This window comes from Sorangium sp. So ce321, from assembly GCF_051530195.1.
Taxonomy (GTDB): Bacteria; Myxococcota_A; Polyangia; order Polyangiales; family Polyangiaceae; genus Sorangium.
Genome location: NZ_CP150329.1, coordinates 14,123,559 through 14,142,602 on the forward strand (window position 1 = coordinate 14,123,559; position 19,044 = coordinate 14,142,602).

Here is a 19,044-nt window from a genome sequence, read left to right on the forward strand (position 1 = left end):
GGGACGCCCCCGGGAGCAGGGCCCCGGCGATCAGACGTCGAGCTCGCCGTCGGTCATGAACCAGCTGTTCGGGTCGAGCAGCACGCGCCGCAGCTCTTCCGGGAAGCTCGGGTCGAGGTGTACGACAAGCCACCGCGAGCCGACCTTCGGCGGGTGGGGGCGGGAGAAGAACCCGAGCGCCCGCAGGCGCGCGTTGAACGCGGGCGGGGTCACGAGGAGCATGCCCACCGAGACGTGCCCCTCGCGCCGCATCGCCTGGCAGAACTCGAGGAGCAGGGCGTCGAGCAGGGGACCGTCGTCCTCGCAGAACAGGTCGGTCACCTCGACCTTGTTGTTCCGCACCGCGTAGACGGCGTAGCCGAGCAGCCGCCCGTCGTGCCTGTCGAGCATGCAGAAGAAGCGGTGCCGGACGTTGCCGAGCTGCGCGTAGCGCCAGTTCAGGAACTGGGCGCTGCGCTCGCCGGCGATCGGCGCGGGCTTGGCGCGCGACCACAGCTCGTCGAAGCGGTGGTCGGCGGCGTCCACGAGCTCGGTGCGCACGCGGCTGCCCCTCGCGAGCAGCGCCGCGGCGTCACGGAGCGCCATCGAGCCGTCGACCGCGCGCCCCGCGGCCCGGACCAGGGCGTTGTCCGGCTTCACCGTCGCGCGCTGCACCAGGCGCTCGGCGGCCGTCGACAGCGCCTGCGTGAGCGGGGCGGGCGTCGCGGCCGGCTCCGCCGCCTCCCAGAGCGCGCGCCAGCGGGGGTGGGGGATCGCCGAGGCTGCCCGCTCGGCGACCCGCTGCACCACCGCGCTCACCGTGCTGTGCTGCTCGCCGGCCGACGAGGCCGCGAGCTCGTGCAGCTTGTACGCGGCCATCAGGGGCCGGACCCAGATGATGGAGTCCGCGATCTTCTTGTAGCCGGCGCGCTGGAAGATCGGGAATGAGGCCTTGTTGGGGAAGCCGTAAAGGAAGTCGACCCCGGCGTCGCGGCAGCCCTTCGCGAGCTCGCGCTGGATGCTCATGGCGGCGCCGGCGATGCGGTGCGCCTTGGTCACGCCGAAGTCGCCGAGCACGCCCGCCTTGAGCTTCCGCCCGCTGACGTAGATGTCGCGCGGGTAGAACGAGCCGCTGCCGATGATCTCGCGCTCCGGGCCGTGAAAGCCCATCCAGGTGCGGGGGGGGCCGGCCGGGTTCTGCTCCTGGAACCAGCGCATCCGCCGCTCCAGGAACTCCTGCGATACCTCGCCGTGGGCGAGGTTCTCTTTCCAGAGCTGCGCGAGGACGTCCCTGTGCTCTTCGGGCTGGACGCGAGCGGCGCTGTAGACCTTCTCCATGGCTTCCCGGTGCGCTCTCCTGGCGCGGCCGAGCGGCGCGCCGGGGCCCGTCATGGCCGAAGGCGGCGAGGGCGTCAATCGCGCCACGGGCGGGCGTCTGCTTCGCTGCTCGGGACGTGCAGCGGTGTTCCGCGCCGGGCGCAGCGGCGCCGTGCGGCGCCGGCGTCGTCGTGGAACGAGAGTACACTCGCGCGATGCTCCGCCGCGCCATCGCCGCCGTCGCCTGGCTAACGCTGCTGTTCGCCCTCGCGTGCAGCTCCGCCCTGCCGCCGCCCCCTCCGGACGCCTCGCAGGCGACGAAGCCCGGCGGCGCGGGGCCGGGCGCCGCGCCGGGAGCGCCGCTCGACGACATCATGGTCGCGGAGGGCGACCCCGGCCCCGTGCCGGTGACCCGCGCCGATCCGGCGCGCGGCAGCCGGCTCGCGCCCGTGACGATCGTCGTGTTCTCCGATTTCGAGTGCCCGTTCTGCAAGAGCCTGGGGGGCACGCTGACGCAGCTGGAGCAGCGGTATGGTCCGGAGCAGCTGCGGATCGTGTGGAAGAACTTCCCGCTCGCGTTCCACAGGCAGGCTCGGCCGACCGCCGAGGCCGCGATGGCGGTGTTCGCCCACGCCGGCCCCAGCGCCTTCTGGACGTTCCACGACGCCATCTTCGAGGCGGACGAGCGGCTCTCGCCGGAGCTCGAGGCCGTGGCGCTCCGGCGGGCGGGCGTGACGCCGGGGCAGCTCAAGCAGCTCGTCCAGCAGAGCGGGGCGGCGCGGAAGGTCGACGCGGACATGGCGCTCGCCGCGCGGCTCGGCGTGGACGGCACGCCGGCGTCGTTCATCAACGGCGTCCTCCTCGTCGGCGCGCAGCCGGCGGAGCGGTTCGCCGAGATCATCGACGCGCAGCTCGCCTCGGCGCGGGCGCTCCGCGCCGAGGGGACGCCGCCGGAGCAGATCTACGCGGCGCTCGCGAAGAAGAACTTCGCCCCCCCTGCCGAGGAGCCCGAGGACGACGAGGAGGCGGAGGCCAGCAAGGTGGTGCACCTCGTGCCCGTCGGCGACTCGCCGGTGCGCGGCAAGGACACGGCGCTGGTCACGATGGTGCTGTTCAGCGACTACCAGTGTCCTTTCTGCAGGCGGGTCACGCCGACGGTCGACAAGCTCGCGGCGCAGTACGGCGACAAGCTGCGCGTCGTCTGGAAGGACAACCCGCTCCCGTTCCACCCGCGGGCCGAGCCCGCCGCGGAGCTCGCGCGCGAGGCCCGGGCCCAGAAGGGGGAGGCCGCCTTCTGGCAGGCCAACGGCCGCCTCCTCGCCGGCGAGGCCGCCCTCGACGACGCCGCCCTCGAGGCCGTCGCCGCGGACCTCCAGCTGAACGTGGCGGCGGCGAAGCGCGCCATCGCCTCGCGCAAGCACGCGGCCAAGATCGAGGCCGACGTGGAGCTCGCGGACGATCTCGGCGCCGCGGGGACGCCGCACTTCTTCATCAACGGACGCCAGCTCGTCGGGGCGCAGCCGATCGAGAAGTTCCAGGCGATCATCGAGGAGGAGATCGCGAAGGCGGAGGCCATGGTCGTCGCCGGGACGCCGCGCGCGGGCGTCTACGAGGCCATCCAGAAGCAGGCGGTCCCGCCGGCGCCCCCGCCGCGGGTGTCCGTGCCGCCGCCGTCGAAGGAGCACCCGGGCAAGGGGGCGGCCGCCGGCAAGGTCGTCATCCAGATGTTCTCCGACTTCCAGTGTCCTTATTGCGCGCGCGGCGCGGCCACGATGGACGAGGTCCTCAAGGCCTTTCCGGGCAAGGTCCGTGTTGTCTTTCGCCACCTGCCGCTGCCCTTCCACCCGGACGCGCAGCTGGCCGCCGAGGCGGCCATGGAGGCGATGGCGCAGCAGGGGCCGGCCGGCTTCTGGAAGATGCACGACCGGCTCTTCAAGGACAACAGCACCGCGAACCTCGACCGCGCGGCCCTGGAGCAGCACGCCGCGGGCATCGGCCTCGACGCGGCGCGCTTCGCCAGAGCCCTCGATGAGCGCACCCACCGGGCCGCGGTCGAGGCCGACATGCAGATCGCGCGGAGCGCCGGCATCAACGGCACTCCGGGGTTCGTGATCAACGGGTACCTGATCAGCGGAGCCCAGCCGCTCGCCAAATTCAAGAAGGTCGTGCGCCGCGCCCTCGGCGAAGCGCGCTGAGCCGCGCGGGCAGCGGAGCGCGCGGGCCCCGGGCGCGGCGGCGCTCGGCGGCCGAGCGCTCCGCCCGCCCTGTGCGTTTCGCCGCGCGCCTCCACCGGTGTTGTCCGTTGACCTCGTGATAGCCTGTCCCAATGCCCAAACCGCGCGGTCGGGGGACATCGGCCGAACCCAGGCGCACCGTCAAGGCATCGAGCGGGCGCGCGCGCGCGCAGCCCCGCGCCAAGGCGGGCGAGCGCGGAGGCGCGGCGGCGGGCTCGCCGGTCGCGCTGCGCGACCGGAAGGAGCGCCAGCCGGCCAGCTCGCGGGCTCGGCCCAGGAAGGCCAAGGCAGCGGCCGCGCTGGTGGAGCGCGCCGCGACGAAGCGGCCGGCGGCGCCTGGCAAGCGCGCAGCGGCGGAGCGGCCCGCGGCGCCGGGCAAGCGCGCGGCGGCGGAGCGACCCGCGGCGCCTGGCAAGCGCGCGGCGGCGGAGCGACCCGCGGCGCCCGGCAAGCGCGCGGCGGCGGAGCGACCCGCGGCGCCTGGCAAGCGCGCGGCCACGGAGCGCCCCGCGGCGCCGAGGGGACGCGCCGCGAGGGCGCGCGCCGACGAGCAGGCCCGCGTCGCGCCGCCGAAGCGGCGACGCCGGCGCGCCAAGGCGGAGAGCGAGGCGGAGCTCGCGCCGCCCCGGCCGCCGGAGCTCGACTGGGACGACACGCCGTCCGGCAGCGCCGAGGAGGCGCTCGCCCGGCGCTGGGCGGCGCGGGGCGAGGCGCTCTTCGAGCAGCTCGCCGCCCACGGCGCCTCGGCGCACGAGTACCGCGCCGATCTCAAGGAGGGGCGCTTCGTCTGGATCGCGCCGGGCGGCCGCGTGTCGGCAGAGGCGCGCGCGCGCCTCCTCTGCAGCTGGTCGCGCGCCACCTCGGTCCTGCTCATGGCGTGGGCCGATCCGCTCGTCAGCGGCCCCGGAATCGAGCGCGTCGACGGGATGCCCGCGGAGCAGGACAGCGTCGATGAGGCGGGCGCCTGGCAGATCGCGATGGCGGCGGCCGAGGCCTGCGGCGCGGCGTACCTCTACCGCGTGTCCTCGCCGCAGGCCTGGTACTTCCTGGCGCTCGACGAGCTGACGTTCGTGCCGAAGCGCGCCTCGTTCCACCCCGGCGCGCCGGTCGGGCTCGTGCTGCGCGCCATCGCCGAGGTGCGCGAGGCGATCGCGTCGCGCGCCGAGCCCGCCGACGTCCTCCGCGACAGGATCTCGGCGCTCAGCGACTCGCTGTTCCACCAGGCCATGTACGCCTACCGCGACACCGACTGGGTCGCGCGCCTCGAGCGGACCGGCACGTGCCTGATGCACCTCGCGAAGCGCATCCCGCGCGCGAGCTACGGCGCGGTCGCGGCCGGCCAGCGCATCGACGAGTGGCTGGAGCGCGAGCTCGCGGTCGAGCTGATCAACGCGCTCTCGCTCATCGAGGACGAGTGGAGCCTGTTCGGCTGACGGTCCGCCGCGACGGCCGCCGCGTCGAACCGCGCGGCTGAGCCGGCCCCCGCGGCGCCCCTCGCCGCCGCTGCGCAGCGCCGCCTGCGGGGCGGCGCCTCGCGCCCCGCGCGCCCCGCGCGCGCCGCGCGGCACCGCTCTTGAAGGGAGGAGGGGCGGGGGTGAGGGGAGGCGGCGATGGGTCGAGCCAAACTGTTCCAGGATCGCAGGGACGCCGGGCGCAGGCTCGCGCGGCTGCTCTCGGGGTACCGGAGGGAGGCGCCGCTCGTGCTGGGCCTGCCGCGAGGCGGCGTCGAGGTGGCCTACGAGGTGGCGCGCGCGCTGGGCGCGCCCCTCGATGTGTGGATCGTGCGCAAGCTCGGCGCGCCCGGGCAGCCGGAGCTCGGCGTGGGCGCGATCGCCGAGGGCGGCGAGGTGTACATCGACAGGAGCCTCGTCGCGCTGCTCGGGATCTCCGAGGCGGAGCTCGCCGCGATCGCGGCGCAGCAGGCCGCCGAGGTGGAGCGCGGGGTGCGCAGGTTCCGGGGCGACAGGCCGGTGCCCTCCATCGAGGGGCAGACCGTGATCGTCGTGGACGACGGCATCGCGACGGGCGGCACGGTGCGGGCCGCGCTGCGCGACCTGCGCAAGCGCTCGCCGCGGCGCCTCGTGCTCGCGACGCCGGTCGCCGCGCCGTCGAGCCTGTCGTCGCTCTGCCGCGAGGTCGACGGCGTCGCCTGCATCGAGGAGGATCCGAGCCTCCAGGCGATCGGCGCCTACTACGAGGACTTCTCGCAGACGTCCGACGAGGCGGTCGCCCAGCTGCTCGCCGAGGCGCGGCGCGAGCTGCCGCGGCCCCCGGAGGGCTCGGAGCGCCCCCTCTGCGTCCAGGCGGGGACGGCGGCGCTCCCCGGGGATCTCGCGATCCCGGAGCGGGCGCGCGGCCTCGTGATCTTCGCGCACGGCAGCGGCAGCGGCCGCCGGAGCCCTCGCAACCGCTCCGTCGCGGAGGCGCTCTGGCGCTGGGGGCTGGCCACGCTGCTCTTCGACCTGCTCACCGAGGGCGAGGAGGCGGAAGATCACCGGAGCGGGCGCCTCCGCTTCGACGTCGAGCTGCTCGCCCGGCGGCTTGTCGCGGCGACGGACTGGGCGCTCGCGCGCCCCGAGCTCCGTCACCTCGGCGTCGGCTACTTCGGCGCCAGCACCGGCGCGGCGGCCGCGCTCATCGCCGCGGCGGCGCGGCCTCGTCAGGTCGGCGCCGTCGTGTCGCGCGGCGGCAGGCCCGACCTCGCGGGGGCGGCGCTGGCCCGGGTGCGGGCGCCGACGCTGCTCATCGTCGGCAGCGCGGACACGGCCGTGCTCGGGCTGAACCAGGACGCCCTCGATCGCCTCGCCGGCCCGCGCCGCCTCGCCATCGTGCCTTCCGCGACGCACCTGTTCGAGGAGCCTGGCGCCCTCGCGGCCGTCGCCCGGCTCGCCGGGGAGTGGTTCGCGCAGCACCTGCCGCCGCGAGGAGACGAGGCGAGGGCGTGACGCTTCCGCGCGGCCGGCGTTTGCCGCTGCGAGCGCGCGGCCGGCGCTTGCCGCTGCGAGCGCGCGGCCGGCGTTTGCCGCGCCTGGAGCGCCTGTGGCCCGGCGCCGGCCGGCGCGTCGGCTTACCTGGAGTTACCTGGAGAGCCAGACCGTGTACCCGTGCGGCATGAACGGCGCATCGTCGGGGTCGAACGGGTGGCTCCGGATCATGCTCCCCGCGTTGACGCCCACGATGAGCAGCCCCGACAGTCCGTCGAGCCCCACCACGGTGCGCTGCGCGCGGCTGCTGCCGAAGATGCCGGCCACGGCGACGCGCCCGGCCTCGGCGCCCTGCCTGTCGACCTTCACGATCGCCCAGCGGAACAGCGCGGGCAGCTCCCAGTCGGCGACGAAGGTGATCTCGGCCGCCTCGAGGCCGGGCGCCGCCGCGCTCTCCGCCGAGAGGTCGAGCCAGAGGTACGTGGCGCCGGTCGGCTCGATCGGGCGCAGGGGCGCGACCCGCCGCGGGAGCGTGGCGTAGGGCAGCGACCACTCGAAGCGCACCCGGCCGAAGTCGCCGAAGCGCTCGGCGTCCGTGAGGTGGGCGCCGTCGCTGCGGCTGCCGAGGAACGCCCGCGCCACCGCGAATTCGAGGAGCAGGTCGTCGAGGTCCTTGCCGCGGGACCGGAGGGACGCCCGGAGCGCGTCGAAGATGTCGGGCTCGGCGTGGAAGCGCGCCGCGCCCGCGGGCGTGGACTGCGCCGCGATGGCGAGCAGCGACGCGGCGATCTGCGCCGGCGTCCCGGTGCCGTAGGTGTCGTCGAGGTACCACGGAAAGAGCAAGGCGCCGTCGAGCGCGCCGAGCTCCGCGCCCGTGAGCGCCCGCTCGGGCGCCCGCTGGAAGGCGTCGACGGCGGCGAGCTCCTCGGCCGGGCACGGCGCCGCGACGGCGGCGAGGTAGCTCGCCGTCATCGCGAGCGCGCCCTCCTCCGCCCCGGCGTCGAGGCGCGCGGCGACGGCGTGGCCGAGCGCGTAGGCCGCGTCGGACGCGCTCGCGCACCCGCCCCGTCCAGGCGCCGCCGGCGTCGCGACGACGGCGAACGCGCTCGCGGCGTCGAACCGCTCTCCGAGCGCCCGCATGTCGTGCCCGACGCGGAGCGGGCCGCGGCGTGGGCCGCGCTCCAGGTAAAGGTCGTACGCCGGCCCGCCGCCCAATATTCCGTCCTGGACGGGACGTGGCAGGCCGAGCGCGTCGTAGGCGCGCATCGCGGCCTCCAGGTGAGCGAGGCTCTCCAGGAGGGCGGTGCCGGGGACGTCGGCGGGCGCGTGCACGCAGACGGGCAGCGTGAAGGAGCAGGCGCGCTGCGGGGCGTCGCGCTCCTCGAGCCGCTGCACCGGCGAGACGACGGGGCGGCCCTCGGCCGGCGGGGTGGCGTCCGGCGCGGCGGCATCGCCGGCATCGCCGGGGGGAGCGCCGGCCTGCGCGCTCGTGGCGGGCGCTGGCGGACTGGCCGGGGGCGCGCCCGGCGCACCCGCTGCCGTCGAGGGAGGGCCGCCGAGGGCCGCGGCCAGCGCCAGCAGCGCGAGCGCGCCGGGCGCCTCGTGCCGCGGCGCGGGGGCGCGCGAGAGCTCGGGCGCGGGCTCCGGTCGCTGGGGTGGGGCGTGCGTGGGGCTCGGTCTCATGGCGAGCTCGACAGCTACCGGGATCGCTGGCGGGGTGTGTCCCGGCGGTGGCGCCTAGCTCATCGCACGAGCGGCGCCTCCTGCCCATCGTCGCGGTGCGCTTCGGGCCGGGGCTCGCTGGGGCCGCCGGATCGAGGCTGGAGGTCGCGCCGCGGAGGTGTGCGTGAGGCGCTCGACGCGGCCCTGAGTGCCCTTGATGCGCTCTCGGAGAATTTCGACGCGTGTTCGGTGACCATCCATGCGTCTTCGAGAGATCTCGGCATGTTCTCTCGATGCTATCAATATGTTCTCAGAGGATTTTGGCGCTTTTTCTGAAGCTGCTTGATGGGCTTGCTGCGCGATCCCGGCATGATCTTGCGTGCCATCGATACGCCCTCAGAGGACTTTGACACATTTTCTGAAGCTGCTTGATGAGCTTGCCAGGCGATCCGAGCATGTCCCCTGAATGTCCTCGATATGCTCTCAGAGGACTTTGACACGTTTTCTGAAGCTAATTGATGAGCCTGCTGTGCGATCTGGGCATGTCCCCTGAATGCCTTCGATATGCTCTCAGAGGACTTTGACACGTTTTCTGAAGATTCTTGACGTGTCTTCGAGAGATCTCGGCATGTTCCTTGGATGCCATGGATACGCTCTCAGAGGATTTTGACACGGTTTTTCAAGGATCCGCCCGTGAAATAGGGGCCGCCGGCGCGCGCTGGAAGCTCGTTTGTCGCGCCATGCCATGATCGCTCGCCCATTGTGGTGAATGTGCGCTGAACTCATCCGGGTCCTGGATCGGCCTCTCGATGACTGGATCCCATACCCAGAACTCCTCCGGGTTCAGGCGACATGTGGCACGATGCCTATCGGGTGAAATCGAGCGTTTTGCTGGTGCTCGTTTCGCGGGCATGACCTCTGCAGAAGCGCGTCGTCATGAATCGTATATCCAGACGTCGCTTCGCCGCCGGCCTGGGCGCCGGTCTCCTCGCCGCTCCGTTCCTTGGGAGGATCAGCCACCTTCGCGCCGACGGTGGGACTGCCCGAAATCTGGTTATATTCTTCTCTCCCAACGGAACCCACCACCATCTCTGGCGGCCTCAGGGGTCCGGCTCGAGCTTCTCTTTCCCCGCGGGCTCGATCCTCGAGCCGCTCGCGGCGCACAAGTCCGATCTCATCGTGTGCGACGGCATCGACTTCAAGGGCGTCGACAACCACGAGCCTGGCATGGTCAACATGCTCACGGGCGGCGGCAACGCCGGCAGCGCGAGCCGCGGCCAGAGCCTCGACTGGTACGTCGCCCAGGAGCTCGGCAGCCGACCGGTCAACCTCGGCATCTACACGAGCCCGTGGGGGACGAACTCGCAGACCCGCATGTCCTACAGCGCGGCGGGGCAGTTCGCCCCCATCATCGACGAGCCGCGCACCGCGTACAACCAGATCTTCGACGGCTTCACCGGCACCGGTGACTCGACCGGGACTGGAGCGAACGAGGTCGATCCGAAGAAGAAGCGGCGGGAGAGCATCCTGCGCGTCACGAACGGCGAGATGGAGGCGCTGCGCGCCGGCGTGCCCGCGCGCGAGCAGGCGAAGCTCGACGCCCACATCGACGGGCTCAAGCTGATCGCGCCCGGCGCTGCCACGGGCACAGGCCCCGTCGGCGCGAGCTGCGGCACGGCGCCCGCGCCGCCGCCTGCGTTCAACCCGACCGACGAGGACGCCGTCCCGGACATCGCCGTCGCGCAGATGGACCTCGTCGCCGCGGCCCTCGCGTGCGGGCGGACCCGGGTCGCGACCGTCCAGTTCTCTCACACGGTCTCGCCCCTGCACCTCCGGTGGCTCGGCCTCTCCGGCTCGGACCATCACTCGCTCTCGCACGCGAGCTCGGGCGAGGACGTCGACAAGTTCCGCATCGCGGAGCGATGGTTCGCCGAGCAGTTCGCCTATCTCCTCAAGAAGCTGAAGGCGACCTCCGGCTCCGGCGGCGGCTCCCTGCTCGACGAGACGCTGGTCGTGTGGGCCAAGGAGCTCGGCGACGCGCCGCTACACCGGTGCGAGTCGGTCCCGTTCGTCCTCGCCGGCGGGAAGGCCTTCACGCCCGGCCGCTACGTCAACTTCGGCGGCGCTCCTCACCAGCAGCTCCTGGTCTCCATCTGTCAGGCCCTGGGCCTCAGCAACAGCACCTTCGGCGACGCCTCGAAGGGCACCGGCCCGCTGGATGGGCTCGCGTGATGCGCCGTCATCCGCAGGTCCGTCCGCCCACATACCTTGGGATCACGAGGAACAAGCTTATGAACACAAACACGACGGGACCCCTCGACAAGGTGGATGCGTCGCTCTCCCGGCCTCTGCCGACGAGCGACGCCCCGCGGCGCACGCTGAGGCAGCGCCTCGGCTACGCGCTCGTGCTCTCGTGCGCCACGGTGGCCGCCGCCGGCGCCGGCTGCACCAACCTGCTCGGCGGGGGAGGAGACGACGAGACGAACGGCGGAGACAACGCGGGCGCCCTGGACTCGGGGTGCTCCGATGACGTCGCGTTCTTCAAGGCGAACCTCTGGGACCCGATCATGTCCTCGAAGTGCACTGTCTGTCACACCGACAGCGGCCTCGCGAAGGGGACCCGCATGGTGTTCGACACCTCGGGCACCGACGAGGCGCTCCAGGCGAACTTCGAGGCGGTGCGCGGCATCGCCTCGCTCCAGGTGAACGGCGAGTCGACGCTCCTCCTGCGCCCCTCCGGCCGGCACCCCGAGGGCCACGCCGGCGGCGCGCTCATCCCGTTCCAGAGCGAGGAATACGCGGCGTTCGAGAAGTTCGTCAACCGCGTCACCCTGGGCGTCGGCTGCGACGAGCAGCCGATCGCCTGCGAGCCCAACATGGTCTCCGGGCGCCGCGTCCTGCGCCGGATGTCCCGCGTCGAGTTCGACAGGACGGTGGCCGACCTCCTCGGCGTCGACGCGACGGGCTACATCCTCCCGACCGACGCGAACGTCGAGGGCTTCGACAACAACGCCGACGCGCTCATGTTCGCGGGGACCGACGTCCAGCTCATGCGCGACGCCGCCGAGGACATCTCCGCCAGGGTGATCGAGGCGCCGGGCGCGCTCGTCCCCTGCGAGCTCGCGACCGGAGACGACGCGTGCGCCACCGAGTTCTTCGAGCGCTTCGGGCGGCTCGCCTTCCGCAGGCCGCTCACGCAGCAGGACCGCGCGCGGTACATGGAGCTCTACCGCGGCGTGAAGGCCGACGAGGGCTTCGCGGCGGGCATCCAGGCGATGATCACCGCCGCGCTCCAGTCTCCCTACTTCCTCTATCGCCCGGAGATCGGCGCCGTCGCGGCGGACGGCACGTACCAGCTCCTGCCGCACGAGATCGCGTCCCAGCTCTCTTACATGATCTGGAGCTCGATGCCGGACGACGAGCTCCTCAGCAAGGCCGAGTCGGGCGAGCTCGCGACGCCGGCGGTCATCTCCGCGGAGGTCGACAGGATGATGCAGGACCCGCGGGCCGACGCCGGCGTCCTCCGGTTCTTCAAAACGTGGCTGCAGCTCAACGCGAAGCCGTCGAAGGACATGGCCGCGTACCCGGAGTACACGGAGCCGGTCCGGCAGGCGATCGAGAAGGAGACGGCGGCCTTCGTGCGGCACCTCATCCGCGAAGGCTCGGGCTCGCTCGACGAGATGTACACCGCGAACTACTCCTACGTGAACCAGGAGCTCGCGTCGTTCTATGGCCTGCAGGCCCCCGGCGGGGCCGCGGACGAGGACGGCATGACGCGGGTCGACCTCGCCGGCTCGAACCGCATGGGCATCCTCACCCTCGGCAGCGTCCTCAGCTCCCACGCGCACGCCGCCGAGTCGTCGCCCGTGCACCGCGGCAAGTTCGTGCGCGAGCAGCTCCTCTGCCAGCCGCTGCCGCCGCCGCCCGCGGGCCTCGACGTCAAGCCGCCCCAGCCCGACCCCACGAAGTCGACCCGCGAGCGCTTCGCCGAGCACTCCAACAACGAGGCGTGCGGCAGCTGCCACACGCTCATCGACGGGATCGGCTTCGGCTTCGAGCACTTCGACGGCGTCGGCCGCTACCGCGACGACGACGACGGGCACCCGGTGGACGCGAGCGGCAACATCGTCGGCGCGCCGAGCACGAGCGGTGAGTTCGACGGCACCGGCGAGCTCGCCCAGATGCTCGCGCAGAGCCCCGACGCCCAGGCGTGCTTCACCCTCCAGTGGCTCCGCTTCGGCTTCGGCGCCATGGACCAGGCCGAGCTCTCCTGCATGGCGGAGCAGATCACCGGGCAGCTCGGGCCCGAGAACCTCACCGTCGCGGGCGTCATCAAGGCGATCGCGCAGTCGCCGCGCTTCACGAAGCGCCTCGCCGAGGTGGCGACGGATCCGGGCTCCTCGACGGATGATCCCGGCGGCGACTCGGAGCCGTCGGGCACCGACAACGAGCCCCAGCCCACGAACGCGGACTTCGACGTCGAGGAGAAGGTGGACTCGGTGTGGGACAGCGGCGGATGCAAGTCGGTCACGGTCACCAACCTGGGCGACGCCAAGGCGGCGTGGGAGATCACCCTCCAGGTCGACGGCACGCTCTCCGACGTGTGGAACGCCGTGGCCGAGGCGGGCAACGCGGGCGTGAAGTTCACCGGGGTGGACTGGAACGCGCAGATCGAGAAGAGCGCGTCCGCGAGCTTCGGTTTCTGCTGGAGGGAGTGAGCGGGAGTGAGCCACGGCGGCGGCGCATCGGCCTACCGCCCACCGCCGATCGGCGCGACCAGCGCCGGCGCCGGTCCACCGCCGCGCGCCGCGCCGGCGCGGTCGGCGGCAGGGGTGGCGTCGGTGGCGCGCGCTACGCGGCGCGCCAATACCCCTGGAATTCTGTTATCCTGCGCGCCCCTCGCCCGGTCCCGGGCGGGGCGAAAGCCCAGGACGCTTCAATGACCCATCCGCTCCACGACATCCTGCTCCCCGACAGCCGACACGACTTCTTCCCCGTCGTCATCGAGATCCCGAAGGGATCGAAGTGCAAGTATGAGCTCGACAAGAAGACCGGGCTCCTGATGCTCGACCGCGTGCTCTACTCGTCCGTGCACTACCCGGCCAACTACGGCTTCATCCCCCAGACGCACGCGGGCGACGGCGACCCGCTCGACGTGCTCGTCCTGATGCAGGAGCCGGTGGTGCCGCTCACGATCGTGCGGGCGCGCGCGATCGGCGGCTTCTTCATGCGCGACGACAAGGGCGTTGACGACAAGATCATCGCCGTCGCCGTCGATGACCCCTCCGTGGCCCACTACCTGACACACGAGGAGCTGCCCCCGCACGTGACCAAGGAGCTCATGCGGTTCTTCATCGACTACAAGACGCTGGAGAACAAGCTCGCCGAGGTGGACACGATGTACGACCGGAACCGCGCGCTGGAGGTCATCGAGGAGTCCGTCGCGAGCTATCGGTCGATCAGCGCCTGGTCCAAGGGCTGACGGCGCCTGGTCCAGGGGCTGACGGCGCCTGGTCCAGGGGCTGACGGCGGCCGGCCCCTGGCGAGCTCGGCCACGGGGAACCACCGATGGATCGCGGTCCAGGTGGATCACGCTTCCTGGACCGCTTCGCGTCCACCCCCGTCATTCCTCGTAAAAATCAAGAAACCGGCACCTCGATCACCCGCGATCTCCGGGAAATCGCGCGGCACACGGGTTGCTTATAGCTCGGGCATGGACCGCAGTTCGACGCTCACGGAGACGGAGGCGCTCGCCCAGCTGCTCGCCTCGAGGCTCGAGGTCGAAGCGCGCTGGACGAGCCAGCGGGTCCGACCCTGCCACGGCATCGAGGACAGGCCGAGCTCGCTCGCGTGGCGGACAGCCTCGTGAGCCACAACGACGCGGCGCGTCCGAGCGCGAACGAGCGCGAACGAGCGCGAACGACAGCGGCCGATGACGGTGAAGGCGGGGCCCGGAGGCGGGCAGAGGCGTTGGCAGAAGCGTTGGCAGAAGCGTTGGTTGAGCGCGGATGAGCGCTGACGAGATCGTGATGAGTTGCAGCTGGGGCACGTGAGCATCGCGGGTACATCGTGGGTATCTAGAGGCGACACCGCTTGATCGGGGCTTGACAACATGACAGACATCAGCTTTTCTCAAGCAATCATGAGCACGCTTAATAGCTTAATCTCGGCGAGCGCGTGCCGGCGCTACTCGGCGGTGGCACTCCTCCTCGCCGGTCCGCTCGGTTGCTTGGGCAATCTGGGCAATGTCGATGGCTCGCCCCCCGACGAGGACGGCACCTCCACCCCCCCTGATGGCACGCCGCCCATCGACGAGCCGCCGCCGCAGCCCCACGACATCCCCGAGGTGTCGGAGTGCGAGGCCGCGGACCTGGGCACCCCCGGCCCGCGCGTGGTGCGGCGCCTGACGGTGGACCAGTTCGACGCCACCGTCCGCGATCTCTTCCGGGATCCGAGCGTCACCCTCCCGAGCATCTTCAACGATCCGCAGGTGCTCGGGTTCACGGCCGACGCGGACGCGCTCGTGATCCGCGACCTGACCGCCCAGCAGGTCATGGACTGGGCCGAGGCGACCGCGGAGTGGGCGGTGACGAACAAGCTCGACTCCCTCACGTCGGCCACCTGCCGGGCGATTGACGCGGCTTGCCGGGGCCAGTTCATCCGCGACTTCGGCCGCCGCGCGTTCCGCGAGCCGCTCTCGGACGACCGCTTCGCGCCCTACGACGCCCTGTTCGCGGCGGAGAAGACGTTCGAGGACGGCGCCAAGGTGGTCGTGAGCGCCATGCTGCAGTCGCCGTACTTCCTGTACCGCCACGAGATCGGCAACGAGTCCGGCGGCGTCTACGAGCTCACCGCGCACGAGGTCGCGAGCAACCTCTCGTACCTGCTGACCGGGACCATGCCGGACGAGGCGCTGCTGCAGGCCGCCGACGCGGCCGCCGCCCAGGGCGTCACGCTGACCAGCGACCAGATCGCCCAGCACGCGCTGCGCCTCCTCGAGGACCCGGCGACCCGTCCGCTCGCCGAGGCAGAGATGATGCGGTTCATGCGCGGCTGGCTCCAGCTGAACCGCCTGGTCACCTCGGTGAAGGACAACACGGTCTTCAATCTCAGCGACGAGCTGCGCAGGGACATGATGGCCGAGACGCAGGCGCTCATCGTGGACACCGCGCTCAACCAGAACGGCACGTTCTCCAACCTCCTGCAGGCGGACTACACGTTCATCAACAGCAGCCTGGCCACGCACTACGGCCTCGGCGGCGCCGGCGGCACCGAGCTGACGAGGGTGACGATCTCCCCCGGGCAGCGCGATCGCGGCATCCTGTCCCACGGCAGCTTCCTGACCGGGCACGGCGGCGCGAAGCTGTCCTCGCCCACCCAGCGCGGCAAGATGGTCCGCACCCGTCTCCTCTGCCAGCCGCTCCTGCCCCCGCCGCCCGGCGTCGATCCGAACATCAAACCCCTGGAGGGCCCGGCGACCACGCGCATGATGGTCCAGCAGCACACCACGGACGCGAGCTGCTCCGGCTGCCACCAGTTCACGGACCCGATCGGCTTCGGCTTCGAGCACTACGACACGTTCGGTCGGTGGCGGAACGACGAGTCCGGGCTCCCCATCGACGCGACCGGCACGGTCTTCGCGCCGCCCGCCGGGGAGAACTTCAGCTTCAACGGCGTGACCGAGCTGGCCGACTACCTCGCTGCGAACGAGGACGTCAAGGAGTGCATGGTCCGTTACTGGTCGTACTACGCGTTCGGCGACACCTGGGATCAGGACGGCTGCACGTACGAGAAGGTCCAGCAGGAAGCGGCGGCCGACGATTTCCGCATCAAGAGCGTGTGGCTCGCGCTGACGCGCGCGCCGCACTTCACCCGTAGAGTTCAAGGCCCGTGACCCCCACGGCTGCAACCCACCAGAAGAGCGGTAGCGAGTGAAAGGATCGGTCATGCGCAGCCACAGTCGTAGGAACTTTCTCAAGGGTGTCGGAGCCAGCGTGGGGGCGAGCCTGCTGTTCTCCCCCTTCTATGATTCGATCGCCAACGCCGCTCCCGGGCGGAAGCCGAAGCGGCTCCTTGTGTTCTTCACCATGGGCACGGCGCCCGAGGTCTGGAAGCCGACGAGCGTCTCCGGCGAGACCCCCACGTTCACCGAGGCCACCTCGCCGCTCGCGGAGGTGAAGGAGAACATCGTGATGATCGATGGGCTCCCGAGCGCGAGCCCGGGCAACAACCACGGGTCCGCCGACGGCCTCACCGGGATGGGCTACTCCAGCCAGGGCCCCTACGGGCTGATCTCCGTCGACCAGTTCATCGTGGAGAAGCTGAAGGGCTCCGGGCTGTCGACGCCGATTCCCTCGCTCCTGCTCGGCGCCGACACGAGCGGCGGCAAGACGGGCTTCTACAAGGGCAGCAACCTGGCGCCGATCGCCTCGCCCATGTCGGCGTACTCGACCGTGTTCACCGGGGTGGCGCCGACGACGTCCAACCCGGGCAACAACGCCGCCGCGGAGGACCAGCTGCGCCGGCGCAAGAGCATCCTCGACAACCTCACGCGCGAGATCACCTCGCTCAAGGGGGACCTCGGGTCGGAGCAGAAGCGCAAGCTGGATCTGCACCTCGAGTCGATCCGGCAGATCGAGCAGCGGCTCTCGAGCTCGATGCCGGGTGGTAGCGGAGGGTCCGGCGGCTGCACCGTCCCGACGGCGCCCTCCGGCGACATGACGAACGGAATGAAGGCCAACCAGCTTCACCTGGACATCATCTGCGGTGCCTTCGCGTGCGACATCACCCGGATCGCGGGCATCCAGTGGGGCTCGGATCAGTCGATGAACGTCAACATCCCGGAGATCGGCCTGGCAGACGAGGAGCACAACGGCCTGATCCACGGCAACGACCCCGGCCACGTGAAGCTGATCAAGCTCGAGAAGTGGCTGCACGAGCAGTTCGTCGGCGTCATCAAGAAGCTGAAGACGACGCCCGAGGCGGACGGCTCGGGGATGCTCCTCGACAACACGCTTGTCGCCTGGTGCCGCGACATGGGCGACGCGCCTGCCCACACCCAGAACGAGATGAAGTTCGTCCTGGCGAGCGGCACGGGCGGTTACCTGAAGACGGCCCCGGGCGGCCGGTACATCAAGAGCAGCGAGCGGCACGAGCGCGTGCTGCTCAGCCTGTGCGACGCGATGGGCGTCACGGACTACTCCGGCTTCGGCGATCCGGGCCTGGGTGCCAAGTCCCCGCTCCCCGGCCTGGCGGCGACCTGAGACCAAGGGCGCGACGCCCCTCGCCGCGACAGGCGCGCCCCCACGCGCCTGTCGCGGCGAGCGCAGGACGCTCGCGCTGCAGGGCGGTGCTCATGGCTGGAGCGTGACGCAGAGCAGGTGGCTCGTGCGTGATGCGTGACGCGCAGCAAGCTGGAAAACGACGAGAGCTGGATCCCGTCGACGCGCGCGGGCGACGTCGGGTGGGGCTCGGCCGGGGACAGGCTGAGCGGTCGACGTCGCGCTCGAGAGGGCGTGGTCCGCGCGGGCGCGCGCGCCGCGCCGTACAAGAACGGTTCAGGGTCGTGTGCCCCACGGCTTCAACTGCAGAACATCGGTAGCGAGCGAAAGGGTCGTTCATGCGCGGTCATCGTCGTAGAGAGTTTCTGAAGGGGCTCGGGGCGAGCGTCGGTGCCAGCTTCCTTTTCACGCCCTTCCTCGACTCCGTCGCCGATGCGGCGCCCGGGCGGAAGCCCAAGCGGCTCCTCCTGTTCTGCACGATGGGCACCGCCCCCTCGATCTGGAAGCCCACGAGCGTCTCCGGCGAGACCCCCACGTTCAGCGAGGCCACGGCGCCGCTCGCGGACGTGAAGCAGCACATCGTGCTCGTGGACGGCCTCCCCAGCGGGAACCCAGGGAACAACCACGGCGCCCCCGACGGCCTCACCGGCCTCGGCTTCGGCGGCGGCCCCGCCGGGCTGATCTCCGTCGATCAGTTCATCGCGGACAAGCTGATCGCCGCCGGGGTGAAGACGTCCATCCCCTCGCTCTTGCTCGGCGCCGAGAGCACGGTGAGCGGCGGGAGATCGCCTTACTATCGCGCGGACAACCTGCCGACCATCGCGTCCCCCATGTCCGCCTACTCGACCCTGTTCGGCTCGGCGGTCCCGTCGAACACCTCGTCGGACGACCTGCTGCGCCGTCGCCGGAGCGTGCTCGATCACCTCAAGAACGAGATCAAGACGCTGGAGGGGGACCTCGGCTCCGAGCAGAAGCGCAAGCTGGAGCTGCACCTCGACTCGATCCGCCAGATCGAGGCGCGGCTGTCCGGCTCGTCGTCCGGCGAGGGCGGCGGCTGCAAGGCGCCGACGTCGCCCGCCGGCGACCTGACCAACCCGCTGACGGCCAACCTCGCGCACATGGATCTCATCGTCGGCGCGTTCGCGTGCGACATCACGCGGGTGGCCGCGATCCAGTGGGGCTCGGATCAGGCCATGAACGTCGAGCTGCCGGACATCGGGCTGCGGGGCGAGGAGCACGGCTCCATGATCCACACCGGCGCTCCCGCGCACCTCGACCTGATCAAGCTGGAGAAGTGGCTGTCGCAGCGGTTCGTCGACCTCATCACGAAGCTGAAGGCGATCCCCGAGGCCGACGGCTCGGGCACGCTCTTCGACAACACGCTGATCGCGTGGTGTCGCGACATGGGCGACTCGCCGAACCACAACATGAACGAGATGAAGTTCGTCCTGGCGAGCGGCGAGGGCGGCTATCTCAAGACGAGCCCCGGCGGCCGGTACGTCAAGAGCAACGAGCGCCACGAGCGCGTGCTGCTCAGCCTCTGCGACGCGATGGGCGTCACGAGCTTCAGCGGCTTCGGCGATCCGAACCTGGCGGCGAAGTCGCCGCTCCCGGGCCTGGCAGCCTCCTGAGGCGACCGGAGCGACG

12 protein-coding genes are annotated in these 19,044 nt (G+C 71.5%); 10 read left to right on the forward strand and 2 right to left on the reverse strand.

Annotation, left to right across the window (positions count from 1 at the left end; all coding sequences use genetic code 11):
- Window positions 1–30: 30 nt before the first annotated feature.
- On the reverse strand, window positions 31–1,404 hold the full coding sequence (locus WME89_RS52505) for a GNAT family N-acetyltransferase (RefSeq protein WP_438007005.1): 1,374 nt from the start codon (window positions 1,402–1,404) through the stop codon (window positions 31–33).
- Window positions 1,405–1,511: 107 nt separating this feature from the next.
- On the opposite strand from WME89_RS52505, the gene WME89_RS52510 reads away from it, so the two are divergent.
- From WME89_RS52510 to WME89_RS52520, 3 genes are all read left to right on the forward strand, one after another.
- Window positions 1,512–3,491, forward strand: coding sequence for a DsbA family protein (locus WME89_RS52510; protein WP_438007006.1), 1,980 nt, complete (start codon window positions 1,512–1,514; stop codon window positions 3,489–3,491).
- A 131-nt stretch (window positions 3,492–3,622) separates the two neighbouring features.
- Window positions 3,623–4,963, forward strand: a complete 1,341-nt coding sequence (locus WME89_RS52515) for a DUF6882 domain-containing protein (RefSeq protein ID WP_438007007.1) — start codon at window positions 3,623–3,625, stop codon at window positions 4,961–4,963.
- Between the two features lie 177 nt (window positions 4,964–5,140).
- Window positions 5,141–6,475: a phosphoribosyltransferase family protein gene (locus tag WME89_RS52520; RefSeq protein ID WP_438007008.1), complete on the forward strand. Its 1,335-nt coding sequence runs from the start codon at window positions 5,141–5,143 to the stop codon at window positions 6,473–6,475.
- A gap of 132 nt (window positions 6,476–6,607) precedes the next feature.
- Here the strand turns inward: WME89_RS52520 and WME89_RS52525 are convergent, their stop codons facing one another.
- The gene (locus WME89_RS52525; protein ID WP_438007009.1) at window positions 6,608–8,137 is read right to left on the reverse strand and encodes a hypothetical protein; all 1,530 of its coding nucleotides are present in this window, start codon (window positions 8,135–8,137) and stop codon (window positions 6,608–6,610) included.
- 915 nt (window positions 8,138–9,052) lie between these two features.
- Between WME89_RS52525 and WME89_RS52530 the strand changes: the two genes are divergently transcribed.
- From WME89_RS52530 to WME89_RS52560, 7 genes are all read left to right on the forward strand, one after another.
- On the forward strand, window positions 9,053–10,348 hold the full coding sequence (locus tag WME89_RS52530; protein ID WP_438007010.1) for a DUF1552 domain-containing protein: 1,296 nt from the start codon (window positions 9,053–9,055) through the stop codon (window positions 10,346–10,348).
- A 59-nt stretch (window positions 10,349–10,407) separates the two neighbouring features.
- Entirely contained in the window at window positions 10,408–12,834 is a 2,427-nt protein-coding gene (locus WME89_RS52535; RefSeq protein ID WP_438007011.1) for a DUF1592 domain-containing protein, read from the forward strand.
- A 221-nt stretch (window positions 12,835–13,055) separates the two neighbouring features.
- Complete coding sequence (locus tag WME89_RS52540) at window positions 13,056–13,598, forward strand: inorganic diphosphatase (RefSeq protein WP_012241655.1); 543 nt, start codon at window positions 13,056–13,058, stop codon at window positions 13,596–13,598.
- Window positions 13,599–13,829: 231 nt separating this feature from the next.
- Complete coding sequence (locus WME89_RS52545) at window positions 13,830–13,985, forward strand: hypothetical protein (protein WP_438007012.1); 156 nt, start codon at window positions 13,830–13,832, stop codon at window positions 13,983–13,985.
- Between the two features lie 327 nt (window positions 13,986–14,312).
- Window positions 14,313–16,010 (forward strand): DUF1592 domain-containing protein, encoded by a 1,698-nt coding sequence (locus WME89_RS52550; protein WP_438007013.1) that lies wholly within the window; start codon window positions 14,313–14,315, stop codon window positions 16,008–16,010.
- 52 nt (window positions 16,011–16,062) lie between these two features.
- The gene (locus tag WME89_RS52555; protein WP_438007014.1) at window positions 16,063–17,379 is read left to right on the forward strand and encodes a DUF1552 domain-containing protein; all 1,317 of its coding nucleotides are present in this window, start codon (window positions 16,063–16,065) and stop codon (window positions 17,377–17,379) included.
- A 356-nt stretch (window positions 17,380–17,735) separates the two neighbouring features.
- A complete protein-coding gene (locus WME89_RS52560; RefSeq protein WP_438007015.1) occupies window positions 17,736–19,028 on the forward strand; it encodes a DUF1552 domain-containing protein in 1,293 nt (430 codons plus the stop codon).
- The last annotated feature ends 16 nt before the right edge of the window (window positions 19,029–19,044 follow it).